General features: G+C 60.6%; 11 protein-coding genes and 1 tRNA gene. 5 read left to right on the top strand and 7 right to left on the bottom strand.

The window, feature by feature from the left end:
* Nucleotides 1–11: 11 nt before the first annotated feature.
* The 6 genes from phoU to phoR all read right to left on the bottom strand — a co-directional run bounded on the left by phoU (nucleotide 12) and on the right by phoR (nucleotide 7,165).
* Nucleotides 12–725, bottom strand: coding sequence for a phosphate signaling complex protein PhoU (gene phoU, locus ATY76_RS21425; RefSeq protein ID WP_088676712.1), 714 nt, complete (start codon nucleotides 723–725; stop codon nucleotides 12–14).
* Nucleotides 726–768: 43 nt separating this feature from the next.
* Nucleotides 769–1,584, bottom strand: a complete 816-nt coding sequence (gene pstB, locus ATY76_RS21430) for a phosphate ABC transporter ATP-binding protein PstB (RefSeq protein ID WP_088676713.1) — start codon at nucleotides 1,582–1,584, stop codon at nucleotides 769–771.
* 15 nt (nucleotides 1,585–1,599) lie between these two features.
* Nucleotides 1,600–2,922, bottom strand: coding sequence for a phosphate ABC transporter permease PstA (gene pstA / locus ATY76_RS21435; protein WP_088676714.1), 1,323 nt, complete (start codon nucleotides 2,920–2,922; stop codon nucleotides 1,600–1,602).
* Nucleotides 2,919–4,400: a phosphate ABC transporter permease subunit PstC gene (gene pstC, locus ATY76_RS21440; RefSeq protein ID WP_088676715.1), complete on the bottom strand. Its 1,482-nt coding sequence runs from the start codon at nucleotides 4,398–4,400 to the stop codon at nucleotides 2,919–2,921. Before pstC ends, pstA begins: the two co-directional genes overlap by 4 nt.
* 165 nt (nucleotides 4,401–4,565) lie before the next feature.
* Nucleotides 4,566–5,600, bottom strand: a complete 1,035-nt coding sequence (locus ATY76_RS21445; protein WP_088676716.1) for a substrate-binding domain-containing protein — start codon at nucleotides 5,598–5,600, stop codon at nucleotides 4,566–4,568.
* Between the two features lie 341 nt (nucleotides 5,601–5,941).
* Entirely contained in the window at nucleotides 5,942–7,165 is a 1,224-nt protein-coding gene (phoR, locus tag ATY76_RS21450; protein WP_088676970.1) for a phosphate regulon sensor histidine kinase PhoR, read from the bottom strand.
* Between the two features lie 242 nt (nucleotides 7,166–7,407).
* On the opposite strand from phoR, the gene ppk2 reads away from it, so the two are divergent.
* Nucleotides 7,408–8,289 carry a polyphosphate kinase 2 gene (gene ppk2, locus ATY76_RS21455; RefSeq protein WP_088676969.1) on the top strand — a complete coding sequence of 294 codons (882 nt, stop codon included), beginning with the start codon at nucleotides 7,408–7,410 and terminating at the stop codon, nucleotides 8,287–8,289.
* A 39-nt stretch (nucleotides 8,290–8,328) separates the two neighbouring features.
* On the opposite strand, the gene ATY76_RS21460 is transcribed toward ppk2, so the two are convergent.
* Nucleotides 8,329–9,546: a regulator gene (locus ATY76_RS21460; RefSeq protein ID WP_088676717.1), complete on the bottom strand. Its 1,218-nt coding sequence runs from the start codon at nucleotides 9,544–9,546 to the stop codon at nucleotides 8,329–8,331.
* A 285-nt stretch (nucleotides 9,547–9,831) separates the two neighbouring features.
* Between ATY76_RS21460 and ATY76_RS21465 the strand changes: the two genes are divergently transcribed.
* From ATY76_RS21465 to ATY76_RS21480, 4 genes are all read left to right on the top strand, one after another.
* On the top strand, nucleotides 9,832–10,791 hold the full coding sequence (locus ATY76_RS21465; protein ID WP_088676718.1) for a nitronate monooxygenase family protein: 960 nt from the start codon (nucleotides 9,832–9,834) through the stop codon (nucleotides 10,789–10,791).
* Nucleotides 10,792–10,901: 110 nt separating this feature from the next.
* Nucleotides 10,902–10,977 (top strand) — tRNA-Thr (locus ATY76_RS21470).
* A gap of 270 nt (nucleotides 10,978–11,247) precedes the next feature.
* On the top strand, nucleotides 11,248–11,838 hold the full coding sequence (locus ATY76_RS21475) for a hypothetical protein (protein ID WP_141105031.1): 591 nt from the start codon (nucleotides 11,248–11,250) through the stop codon (nucleotides 11,836–11,838).
* Nucleotides 11,835–12,572, top strand: coding sequence for a hypothetical protein (locus ATY76_RS21480; protein ID WP_141105032.1), 738 nt, complete (start codon nucleotides 11,835–11,837; stop codon nucleotides 12,570–12,572). The genes ATY76_RS21475 and ATY76_RS21480 overlap by 4 nt, the downstream gene beginning before the upstream one ends.
* Nucleotides 12,573–12,654 lie beyond the last annotated feature (82 nt).

A 12,654-nucleotide genomic window follows, 5' to 3' on the forward strand; every position in this document is an offset into this window, starting at 1 on the left:
GCCCGGAACGGTTATTCCGTGACCGCGCCGACGGTGTTGGCGCTGTCGTCCTTCGGACGGTCGCCTTCCGGCTGTGCGCCGGTCGCCATGTAATAGATCGTCTCGGCGATGTTGGTGGCGTGGTCGCCGATACGCTCGATGTTCTTGGCGCAGAAGAGAAGATGCGTGCAGCTGGTGATGTTGCGCGGATCTTCCATCATGTAGGTCAGGAGTTCGCGGAACAGCGAGGTGTACATGGCGTCGATCTCGTTGTCGCGTTCGCGGATCGACTTGGCCTTGTCGGCAGCGCGCGTCGTGTAGACGTCGAGCACTTCCTTGAGCTGCACGAGCGCGAGTTCTGAGAGATGCTCGAGACCGCGGGCGAGCTTGCGGGGAACGCCGGTCGCCTGCACGGCGATGACGCGCTTGGCGGTGTTTTTGCCGAGATCGCCGACGCGTTCGAGATCGGCGGCGATCCGGATCGAACCCATGATCTCGCGCAGGTCCGATGCCATCGGCTGACGGCGGGCGATGGTGACGATCGCCTTGTCGCCGATCTCGCGTTCCATGTGATCGAGGATCACGTCGTCCGAAATGACCTTCTGGGCGAGCGCAGTATCGCCATTGACGAGCGCGCGTACGGATTCGCTGACCATCTGCTCGGCCAGGCCGCCCATTTCGGAAATCCGCCTGGACAGGAACTTCAGATCATCATCATAGGCAGAAAAAATATGTGTCGATGCCATGGGCTTTATCCTCGAATAACGGGAAGACGTCGTGTCGCCAGAATCAGCCGAAGCGGCCCATGATGTAGTCCTGGGTGCGCGGATCGTCCGGATTGGTGAACATCTTGTCGGTGTCGTTTTCCTCGACGAGGTTGCCGAGGTGGAACATGGCGGTGCGCTGCGAAACACGGGCCGCCTGCTGCATGGAGTGCGTGACGATGACGATCGTGTAGTTTTCGCGCAGCTCGTGGATCAGCTCCTCGACCTTGGCAGTGGCGATCGGATCGAGCGCCGAGCAGGGCTCGTCCATCAGGATGACCTCAGGGCTGACGGCGACGGCGCGGGCAATGCAGAGGCGCTGCTGCTGACCGCCGGAGAGGCCGGTGCCGGATTCATGCACGCGGTCCTTGACCTCGTTCCAGAGGCCGGCGCGCTGCAGACTGGTCTCGACGATCTGGTCGAGGTCGGCCTTCGACTTGGCAAGGCCGTGGATGCGCGGACCGTAGGAGACGTTTTCATAGATCGACTTCGGGAACGGGTTCGGCTTCTGGAAGACCATGCCGACGCGGGCGCGAAGCTCCACGACGTCAATATCGGGATCATAGATATCGTCGCTGTCGAGCGTGATCTTGCCGGTGACCCGGCAGCCGTCGATTGTATCGTTCATGCGGTTGAGGCTCCGCAGGAAGGTCGACTTGCCGCAGCCCGACGGGCCGATCAGGGCGGTTACGGTGTTTTCGCGGATGTTCAGGTTCACATCGAAAAGCGCGCGCTTCTCACCATAATAGACCGAGACATCCTGGCCGATCATCTTATACGGGACGTTGCTCATCTTCTGATCCAGCGCCTTTTCAACTGCTGCTTCCGTCAACATGTTCATGATGTTTAACTCCGTTTACCAGCGGCGCTCGAAGCGACGACGCAAGAGGATAGCGCCCATGTTCATGACGATCAGGAACAGGAGCAGGACGATGATGGCACCCGAAGTACGCTCCACGAAGGCACGTTCGGCCTCGTTCGCCCACATATAGACCTGCACCGGCAGGGCCGTCGAGGGTTCGAGCGGTGTCGCGGGCGCGTTGGCGACGAAGGCGACCATGCCGATCAAGAGCAGCGGCGCGGTTTCGCCGAGAGCATGTGCAAGACCGATGATCGTGCCTGTGAGGATGCCGGGCATGGCGAGCGGCAGGACGTGGTGGAACACCATCTGCATCTTCGAAGCACCGAGGCCGAGCGCTGCGGCGCGGATCGAAGGCGGCACGGCGCGGAGTGCGGCGCGCGTCGCGATGATGATCGTCGGCAGTGTCATCAGCGTCAGCACCAGGCCGCCGACCAGCGAGGCTGAGCGCGGCAGGCCGATGAAGTTGATGAAGACCGAAAGACCAAGCAGACCGTAGACGATCGAGGGAACGGCGGCGAGGTTGTTGATGTTGACTTCGATCAGGTCCGTCAGCTTGTTCTTCGGCGCGAATTCCTCGAGATAGATCGAGGCGGCGACGCCGATCGGCAGCGAAAGCGCCAACACGATCAGCATCAGGTAGAGCGAGCCGATGAGGGCGACGCCAAGGCCTGCAGCCTCCGGACGGCTGGAGTTGCCGTTGACGAAGAGGCCGGTGTTGAAATCCTTCTGAAGAACGCCGCTCGCCTTCAGCTGGTTCATCCAGGCGACCTGCTTGTCGTTGACCTTGCGGTTCTTCTCATCGACGGAAAGATCGATCTGGCCCTTGTTGGCGCTGTCGACATTGGCATCGGCGAGCACGGTGACGTTGACCGTCTTGCCGATGATCGACGGGTCCGCGACGACCATATCGCGCAGCTGGATCGGCGCGCCCTTGGAGAGCATGGCCGTTGCATCGCGCACGTCAGGCTTGCTGGAAGCGTTGATGTTCAGCTGCTTGACGATCGCGTCGCGCAGCAGAACCGGATAATTGGCGGCGATCAGCACCGAAGGATCGGTCGCACGCTTGTTGTTGGGGTCGATCGTCTTCTCGGAGAATTCGACCGGCAGGGTGATCACGGTCTGCTGGAAGGCGGTGTAGCCTTTGCCAATGACCGTCCACAGCAGGATGAAGAGGAAGACGAGGCCGAAGGCGATGGCGGCAATGCCATAGGCCTGGAACCGGCGCTCGGCGGCGTAGCGGCGCTTGATGCCGATATCGCGGCGGGCGGGCGCCTTGGAAACGGTGACACCTGATGTGGGAGAAACAATATCCGTCATTCGTACTGCTCCCGGTATTTGCGCACGATGTAGAGCGCGTAGATGTTGAGGCAAAGCGTGATGCAGAACAGCGTGATGCCGAGGGCAAAGGCAACCAGCGTCTGCGGCGAGGTGAACTCGAGGTCGCCTGTCAGCTGGTTGACGATCTTGACGGTCACGGTCGTCATCGGCTCGAAAGGATTGATCTGGATGCGGGCGGCGACACCGGCGGCCAGCACGACGATCATGGTTTCGCCGATGGCGCGCGAGGCGGTCATCAGCAGCGCGCCGACGATGCCGGGAAGAGCCGCCGGCAGAACCACCTTCTTGATGGTTTCGGAGCGCGTCGCGCCGAGGCCGAGCGAACCGTCACGCAGCGCCCGCGGCACGGCGGTGATGATGTCGTCCGACAGCGAGGAAACGTAGGGGATCAGCATGATGCCCATGACGATACCGGCGGTCAGAACGCTCTGCGCCTGAATGAAGTTGCTGTAGTTGCCGGAGAGCAGGCCGCTGATCTGCGCCGAGAAATCGCGCAGGAACGGGCCGACGGTGACGAGCGCGAAGAAGCCGTAGACGATCGTCGGAATACCGGCGAGCACCTCGAGAAGCGGCTTGGCGATCCCGCGCAGCTTCGGCGAGGCGTATTCGGCCATATAGATGGCAGCGAAGAGGCCGACCGGCACGGCGACCAGCATGGCGACCAGGCCGATATAAAGCGTGCCCAAAAGCAGCGGGATCAGGCCGAACTGGCCGAAGGACGAGCTGCCGGCGCCGGCAAAACGCGGATCCCAGACAGTGCCGAAGAAGAATTCGCCGGCGGGAACGGCGGCGAAGAAGCGCGCGGCTTCGGACAGCATGGACAGCACGATGCCGATCGTCGTCAGGATGGCGATCGAGGAGGCGAGCAGCAGGCCCCAAAGCATGACACGCTCGACGCGGTTGCGGGCCCGGAAGCGCGGTGCGATGGCGCGCAAAGCGTAGAAGGCGCCGGCAACGGCGAGAGCGAGAACCACCACCGTCATCGCGAGCCGGCTCGTCATGCTCATGGAATTGAGCGTCTTGGCGGCCTCGACCATGTAAGGCTGCGGCTGACCGGCGAGCGGGACGCCCTTTTCGCTGAGCTTGGCCTGCAGGGCGGCCGGATCGGCGGCGACTGCAGACGTTTCGTCGGGCGTGAGCATCGTCAGGCCGCGCGCGACCGTCGCCACCATCGAATAGCTCAGATCCTGCTCGACTGCCGGCTGCGCCTTGACATCGCCAGGGAAAGCGCCGCGAACCGAGGACTGGATGATGCCGGGGCTGATGGATAGCCAGGCGCAGAGAACGATGAGGGCGGGAAGAACCGCCCAGATCGCGGCATAGGAGCCGTAATAGGCCGGCCGTGAATGCAATGCGGAGGACCTGCCTCCGGCAAGTGCCGCGGCACGGCCGCGCGCGACCAGATAGGCGGCGGCGCCGATCACCACAAGGCACAAAAGTATGACGGATGTGCTCATTCGTTACGTCCCCAGGCCCGAGGCCCCCAAAAAGCGCGGGCGGCTGCATCAGCCTGCCTTCAGCTTCCAATCATTGGAGAAGGAATTCCAACCCTGCGGCTCCCGGCACGCCGGGGCGCAAGGCAATGCCGGCGCGGGTCTTCAGACACCGCGCCGGCACAGTCATTACATAGCCTTGCCGGCTTCGACTTCCTTGCGGATCGCGTCGCGCTCGGCATCCGGAGCGGCAACGAGGCCGTATTCGGCGAGCGGGCCGTCGGGGCCGATCATCTGGTCGGATACGAAGAAGTTGACGTATTCCTTCAGGCCCGGAACGGCGCCGAGATGTGCCTTCTTGACGTAGAAGAACAGCGGGCGGGAAACCGGGTAGGTGCCGTTGGCGATCGTTTCGGTGGACGGAACGATGCCGTTCACGGTCGCGACCTTCAGCTTGTCGGCGTTGTTTTCATAGAAGGAAAGGCCGAATACGCCGACGCCGGTCTTGTTGGCGGCGATGCGTGCGAGGGTTTCCGGATAGTCGCCGTCGATGTCGACTGCTGCGCCGTCCTTGCGGACTGCGACGCAGGCCTTGCCCTGGGCAGCCTTGTCGGAGATTTCCTTGGCGATGACGTCGAGAGCGCCCGAAGCCTTGCAGCCGGCGGCCAGAACGTTCTGTTCGAAGACTTCGCGGGTGCCGTGCTTTTCGCCCGGGATGTAGGCAGCGATGTCGACAGCCGGGAGCTTCGGGTTGACTTCCGACCACTTCTTGTAGGGGTTGGCGACGAGCTTGCCGTCGACGACGACCTGGGCAGCCAGTGCCTTGTAGATGTCGGCCGGAACGTAAGCGACATCGGGGTTGGACGAGTCGGTTGCGAAGACGATGCCGTCATAACCGATCTTGACTTCCTGGATGTCGGTTACGCCGGCTGCCTTGCAGGCTTCGGCTTCGTTCTTGTTGATCGGACGCGAAGCGTTTGCGATGTCGATGGTGTCTTCACCGACGCCCTTGCAGAATTCCTTCAGACCAGCGCCCGTGCCGCCGGATTCGACGACCGGCGTCTTGAAGTTGGTAAAGGTCTCGCCGAAGGATTCGGCAACGATCTTGGCGTAAGGCAGGACGGTGGACGAACCGGCAACCTGGATCTGGTCGCGGGCGACGGCAGCGCCAGCGAAAGCAGCAGTTGCAGCGAGTGCGGCAACGGTGAGCTTGAAGGTGTTCATTAAAATCTCCCGCATTGGGCTTGTGTGAGTGCGGCCTAAAGAGGCCCCCGCAGTGCCATTTTTCATCGGCGGGACTCTCTTAGCGCTGTAAGCACCGTCCTTTTATGTCAAATCGGTGAAACATTTGTGACAGCTTAAATAACTGATACTAAATGAGAATCCTGAAGTGAGCTGAGCGAATGCGTCGGAAAGGCCATGAACCTTGGCGGGCGATCGACCTTGCATTGCAGAAACCATCAGAACAGCTTTATGGCGAGCCGGATAGAGAGGTAATAGAGGTGACGGTTCTTTGTTGTCTCATTCCCCTAAAAACAGGGAGGGGAACGAAGGAAGACAGTTGCTCAGAACCGCACGGTAAAATCGGTGCCCTTGCCGACTTCCGATTTGACGATCAGGCGGGCGCGGTGGCGGGTGAGGATATGTTTGACGATCGCAAGGCCGAGACCGGTGCCCTTCTTCGATCGGCTATCCTCGATGCTGACGCGGTAGAAGCGTTCCGTCAGGCGCGGCACGTGCTCGGCCGGTATGCCCGGCCCCTTGTCGACGATGCTGACCTCCACCGGCTGGGCGGCGCCGTTCTTCAGCCAGACATCGACGACTTCGCCTTCCTGGCCGTATTTGCAGGCATTTTCCATCAGGTTCTCGAAGACCTGGACAAGCTCGTCGCGGTCTCCCAGCACCTCGACCTTGCCGTCGGGCAGATGCAGGTTGATGTCGACGCCGACATCTGTTGCGAGCGGCACCAGCGAGTCCCTGACATGGCCGAGCAGCGGCACCAGATCGACCTTCTCGTCAGGCGCGATGTGCGATTTCAGCTCCAGGCGGGAAAGGGAAAGCAGGTCGTCGACCAGCCTGCTCATGCGCGTTGCCTGGTCGAGCATGATGCCGAGGAAGCGCGCCTGCGCCTTCGGATCGTTCTTCGCCGGTCCCTGGATGGTCTCGATGAAGCCGCGCAGCGAGGCAAGCGGCGTGCGCAATTCATGGCTGGCATTGGCGACGAAATCCGAGCGCATGCGGTCGATGCGGCGAACCTCTGATATGTCGCGGAAGGACAGGATGAAATAGCGCTCGCGCGCCGCATCTTCGGTTCCGAATTCGAGAGGGGCGCTGCGCACGATGTAGACGCGCTCCGACGGCAGCCGCTCGGAGTGTTCGATCTGGTTCGGTGCATTGGTGGCGATGGTTTCACGCACCATGTCGAGTACGCCGGGCGAGCGCAGGCGCGCCGAAATATGGGCGCCGAGGGCGACCTCGCCGAAGGCCTTTTCGGCGGCGCGGTTCTGGAAGAGCACCGAGGCGTCGCCCGAGAGAACCATGACAGGAATATCGAGGCTGGCGAGTGTCGCGGAAACGTCCGGCAGACGGCTCGGCGGCGCCTCCGGCTCGATCTCCACCGGCGCGACGGGTTCCTGCTTGATGACCGGCGCCTCGTTGAAGAGCGCGGTCAGGATCATGGCGAGCAGCAGGACGAGCACGGCCCATTTGTTCATGCCGGCAGCGATTGCGACCAGGGCGCTGATTATCGCCGCAAGCAGGACCGGCCGTTCGCGTCGGATGCGCGCCAACAGGCTGGTTGTCCACGATGTTTCGTCTTGCAAGGTCCCTCGCGGCGTCGATTCGTTTGTCTTTATATTGAACTCTGCCTGATAGCGGCAATTCATGACAGAGGTTTTCGGCTGGCCTTTCCGATGCCAAAGGCTGCTGCCGAAAACCGGGAGAAATGACCAGCCGGTGGCGAAAGATTTGATTTCCAACGGCAAATATGTTCGCCTGCAGCAGGAAAAACGATCAGGCGCAGGAGGAGCAAATGGACGAGGACGTCGAAAACAGGGCCGTCGAGCTCGATATCCGGGGAACGAAACGCATCTTCGATGTCGACGACCCCGCTCTGCCGGACTGGGTGGAAGAACATGCGCTGGAATCCGGCGATTTTCCCTATAAGAAGAAGCTCAAGGAAGAGGATTATGCGGAGCAGCTGGAGAAGCTGCAGATCGAACTCGTCAAGGTGCAGTTCTGGCTGCAGGCGACCGGCAAGCGGGTGATGGCGCTGTTCGAAGGACGCGACGCGGCCGGCAAGGGCGGGGCGATCTCGGCCTCCTCGGAAAATATGAACCCACGCCTTGCGCGCGTCGTGGCGCTGACCAAGCCGACCGACCGCGAACAGGGACAATGGTACTTCCAGCGCTATGTCGCGCAGTTCCCGACCTCGGGCGAATTCGTGCTCTTCGACCGCTCCTGGTACAACCGCGCCGGTGTCGAGCCGGTCATGGGCTTCTGTACGCCGCAGCAGTATGAGGATTTCCTCAAGCAGGCGCCGCAGCTTGAAAAGATCATCGCCCATGAGGGCATCTTCTTCTTCAAATTCTATCTCGATATCGGCCGCGAGATGCAGCTCAAGCGCTTCCACGACCGCCGGCACGATCCGCTGAAAGTCTGGAAGCTCTCCTCGATGGACATCGCGGCGCTGACGAAATGGGACGATTACAGCGATAAGCGCGACCGGATGCTGAAGGAAACCCATACGGATTTCGCGCCTTGGACGGTGATCCGCGCCAATGACAAGCGGCGGGCGCGTCTGGAACTGATCCGTCATATGCTGAACAGGATCGACTACGACGGCAAGGAAAAGAAGGCGCTCGGCGAGGTCGACAAGGAAATCATCGGCTCCGGCCCGGGCTTTTTGAAATAGGGCTTTCTGAAATAGCCCGGCGCCCGGCGTAAAGCCGCGTCACTGCCCCGGCAGGATACGGACGGCGAAGAGATTGATGCCGCGCGCCTTGCCGTCGAGATCGCTGTTGATCGTCAGAGTGCCCGGCGAATTCGGCGCGAGCGAGCGGTCGAACCGCACCTGCAGCAGCGCGTCCGACTTTTCCCGGGTGACGGTAAAGCGATGGCGGGCGCAATTGCCGAGCGTCTGGAAATTGCACTCGACGGTCACCTGCGTCGGCTCGTCTGTGGTGGATTGCAGCGTCAGCGCGATCGTCGAGGATTTGCCGGCAAGCTGCTGCAGCACGGACGCCGGCACGCTGATCGCGATATTGCCGTCGGCAGCACCGCTTTCGGAAATCAGGCGGATGGCGGGGCCGTCGTTCTCGGTGATGTTTTCGGTGCGCGCCCGCGGGCCGCTTTGGATCTTGTCCGCATCGGCAGGCTTGAACACCTCGATCCAATCGGCCGAAAAACTGTTCTGCGGATCGATCGTCACCGGCTGATCGGTGTGTGTGCCCCCGTTGTTGGCGGCGCTGTCATCATTGGCATTGTCGTCATTGCCGGTGAAATCCTCCGGCTGGGTGCTTGCCGGCGGATTGGCGACGCTGGTATCGCGTTCGGCCGCCGTTAGCAGCAGGCCGGACGTATAGGCCCACCAGGCGCCGATGCCGATGAAGGCGAGCAGCACGCACCAGACGAGCAGCCTTGAGAAGAACTTGCGCGGCTTGCGCCGGCCTGCGGCCCGTTCCGGACGGAAATCCATGGCGGTGGCGCGCTCGCCACGCGCCAGACGCTCTTCCGCGACGGGAGCGGCCGAGAGATGATCGGTCGTCCCGGCATGCACGTCGTCGAGCCGCGCTTCGTCGGCGTGGTGCATGACAACTTCGGGGGATTGAGTCTCGCCCGCGGCCACGGGACTGTCGATGAGGCTGTCGATATCGGCGACATCGCCTCTGTGAACCGGCGGCTGCGGCATTTCCACGACCGGCGGCACCGGCACCTCAGGCGGCCTCTGCCGGGGGTGAAGACGGTCACGCTCCTCGCCTTCGATGGCGTGGATGGTGCTTTCCAGGCGATGGCGGTGGTGGGCGACGACCTCGGCATCGGTAATATCCTGCTTGCGCAGGCCGGCTTCCAGCGCCTGACGGGCGGACTGGTAGATCCTCGCTCGAACCTCCGGATTGTCGCGATCGGAATTCTCGAGCGCTGTTCTGATGGCCGTTTCTAATCCGCTCACATCAAGTCCTTCACCTTGAATCCGGCACCAGACCGCAATCGCCGCCGGCGCCTGTCAAAATTCGGTAACGGCAAGCGCGGCAAACCGCAAGCCTTGCAGGCCGGGCAGCGATTGATCCGCGGGGATAACGCGCGGCTTTCACGATTTGCCGGCTGCATTTCCTTCGTCTCCTGGAAATATATATTCGGACCGAAATCGACCACGGCGTGGCAGCCGCTCTTTTATCGTCTTTCCATCTCTGTTATGAGATTGACGTTTTCGTAAACGTCAATCGAACGGTGAACCATGGCGCTGCCCCCGATCCTCAAGGATAAACTGAGACTGCCGGTCATCGGCTCGCCGCTCTTCATCATCTCGCATCCGGCACTGACGCTGGCGCAATGCAAGGCGGGCGTCGTCGGCGCCTTTCCGGCGCTGAACGCCCGACCGGAAAGCCAGCTCGACGAATGGCTGGCCGAGATCACCGAGGAACTTGCCCGCCACGACGCCGCCCATCCGGAGCGGCCGGCGGCCCCCTTCGCCGTCAATCAGATCGTGCACATGTCGAACAAGCGGTTGGAGCACGACCTGATGCTCTGCGTCAAATACAAGGTGCCGATTGTCATCTCCTCGCTCGGCGCCGTGCCGGAGGTCAATGCCGCCGTGCATTCCTATGGCGGCATCGTGCTGCACGACATTATCAACAACCGCCACGCCCATTCGGCAATCCGCAAGGGTGCGGACGGGCTGATCGCGGTGGCATCAGGCGCCGGCGGCCATGCGGGCACGCTGTCGCCCTTCGCGCTCGTCCAGGAAATCCGCGAATGGTTCGAGGGGCCGCTGCTGCTTGCCGGCGCGATCTCGACCGGCGGCGCGATCCTCGCCGCACAGGCGATGGGCGCCGACATGGCCTATATAGGCTCGCCCTTCATCGCGACCGAAGAGGCGCGCGCCGCGGACGCCTACAAGCAGGCGATCGTCGAAGGGGCTGCGGCCGATATCGTCTATTCCAACTATTTCACAGGCGTGCACGGCAACTACCTCAAGCCCTCGATCGTCGCCGCCGGCATGGACCCCGACAACCTTCCCGTCGCCGATCCCTCCAAGATGGATTTCGAACAGGCTGTCGGCGGCGCCAAGGCCTGGAAGGATATCTGGGGCAGCGGCCAGGGCATCGGCGCCATCAAGGCCGTCGAGCCGGTGGCAAAACTCGTCGACCGGCTGGAAACCGAATACAGGGCCGCCCGCGCCCGGCTGGCGCTCTGAGCGGCTTCCCCCTCTTTTTTGCCAAAGGCATGACAGGGCGCTTGAAATCTTCAAACAATGCCTGTATCAGCGCCATGCAAATCGCAGGCCGCACGCTTCGGCCGCCAAATGCCGCTTTAGCTCAGTCGGTAGAGCACATCATTCGTAATGATGGGGTCACGTGTTCGAGTCACGTAAGCGGCACCATTTTTCCCTTATCATGAAATAAACCCAAAAATCGGCGAAAACGTTGGCTGCAGGTCAGATAAGAAAAAACGCACTGCCGTTATCGTACGATGAATGAGGCAAGGATTGCCAAAGCAAGGCTCCGAAAGCAGGCCCTCCCGCGCATTTATCTAAAAAAGTCCGCGAGCAGGCTCGACTCTAAGATGTACAAAATGAATTACTAGTCGCCGAAACGGGCGAGGAGCTTTGCGTACTCATCGACAAACCCGTTGATGGTGCTCGGGGGGATTTGTGATCGGTAACGAGTTGAGCAAGTTTGAGATTTGGCAACAGATAATTCTGTCTCCGAAATCTTTATTCAACTGGCCCTCGTGGGCAGACAGCTCAATGTATCGAGAGAGCCGGCGACAAGCCAAAGAGTTTGGCCGCATACCGCTGGCTTCAAATCTGGCCGCTCGGCTTGAAATGATTATCAGCCTCGCCAACGCAGACGAGATAGCGCTGGAAGACGTGCGCATAAGGCTGATGGTTTGGAAGAACAGACCTATGGAGGACGTAACGGCAACCTTTGAAATCTATGATGCAGTTAGATGGGTTTGTGCGAGCCGCATTGACTTTGTGCCCGTATCGCCACATCCAAACAAGTATTGGCGAAAATACGCGCTTGAGCCAGAAGTTAACGGTTCTCACATCCACGCATGTGAAGATAATGCTAAGATAGGGAGTGACGCGTTCGCGCCGGTTGGCAATCTACCTAACGCTCGGAGCTTGGACCGTGAGCCCCAGTCTTTCAAGGACATATGTCAACAAGTCGGTCAATTGTTCAACGTTACCGGCTTGCAGGATCTCCCTCCACCGGCTTGGAACTGGAGCTTGCTATGATCGATAGGATTTCGATAAACGCGATTGCGGAGGAAGTATCCCGCGCACTCTCCTATTCCAAATGTGGGAATGATGGAGCGATGGTAGTCACACCGCTATTGTACCCAGGCGGCAGCAGAGTTGTTCTGCGATTTCAAGAAAGCCCTGAGGGGTATTTCATTTCCGATCTAGGCGCGGGAAGACGCGAAGCAGATCTAATGGACGGCGACACTATCTTCACCAAAATTGCAAAGGCGGCCGCGGAACGATTTGGCGTGCGATTCGACAGTGATATGATATTCGACATTGAGGTTCCGCACGAGGCGCTTGTGTCCGCGGCAATCGCGGTGGCAAATGCATCCAAAGAGGCTGTTGATCATACCGCGGCACGAGTGTCTGAACGGCGTGCAATGGACCAGCGAGATCGCTTGTGGTCTCGGCTAGCGGCAGCCTTTCCCGGTGCCTACGTCGCGCGAGAAATTATGGTTCAAGGAGCAAGCTCTAATTGGAATTTCGATGCAATGATCGAAGTTGGTCAGCATCAGTCGTTGTTTGATCTTGTTGCTCCTCATCCAGCTTCCGTTCACGCCGCCGTTTCAAAATTTCTCGATGTTAAAGACCTAGGTGAAAAGTCGCCTGTACGCGTTGCAGTGACTGTTGACAAAGAACACACGCCGCATCTGCCTCTTTTAGGCCGGACCGCCAAAATCATTCAGCTCAACAGCGCTGTGGAGACCTTTAAATTAGCGGCATAACGCAGGATCTCTAACCATTCCTCTGGGCCTTCGTGCCGCTAGAGAGCAAATCGCGATCAACAACCGTGGGCGATGAAGGGCG

It is taken from the genome of Rhizobium sp. R339 (assembly GCF_002211395.1).
Taxonomy (GTDB): domain Bacteria; phylum Pseudomonadota; class Alphaproteobacteria; order Rhizobiales; family Rhizobiaceae; genus Rhizobium.

What these genes read in the sequence shown, in the direction of transcription:
- phoU (WP_088676712.1), bottom strand. Translation starts at nt 725, where the DNA reads ATGGCATCGACACATATTTTTTCTGCCTATGATGATGATCTGAAGTTC.
- pstB (WP_088676713.1), bottom strand. Translation starts at nt 1,584, where the DNA reads ATGAACATGTTGACGGAAGCAGCAGTTGAAAAGGCGCTGGATCAGAAG.
- pstA (WP_088676714.1), bottom strand. Translation starts at nt 2,922, where the DNA reads ATGACGGATATTGTTTCTCCCACATCAGGTGTCACCGTTTCCAAGGCG.
- pstC (WP_088676715.1), bottom strand. Translation starts at nt 4,400, where the DNA reads ATGAGCACATCCGTCATACTTTTGTGCCTTGTGGTGATCGGCGCCGCC.
- ATY76_RS21445 (WP_088676716.1), bottom strand. Translation starts at nt 5,600, where the DNA reads ATGAACACCTTCAAGCTCACCGTTGCCGCACTCGCTGCAACTGCTGCT.
- ppk2 (WP_088676969.1), top strand. Translation starts at nt 7,408, where the DNA reads ATGGACGAGGACGTCGAAAACAGGGCCGTCGAGCTCGATATCCGGGGA.
- ATY76_RS21465 (WP_088676718.1), top strand. Translation starts at nt 9,832, where the DNA reads ATGGCGCTGCCCCCGATCCTCAAGGATAAACTGAGACTGCCGGTCATC.
- ATY76_RS21480 (WP_141105032.1), top strand. Translation starts at nt 11,835, where the DNA reads ATGATCGATAGGATTTCGATAAACGCGATTGCGGAGGAAGTATCCCGC.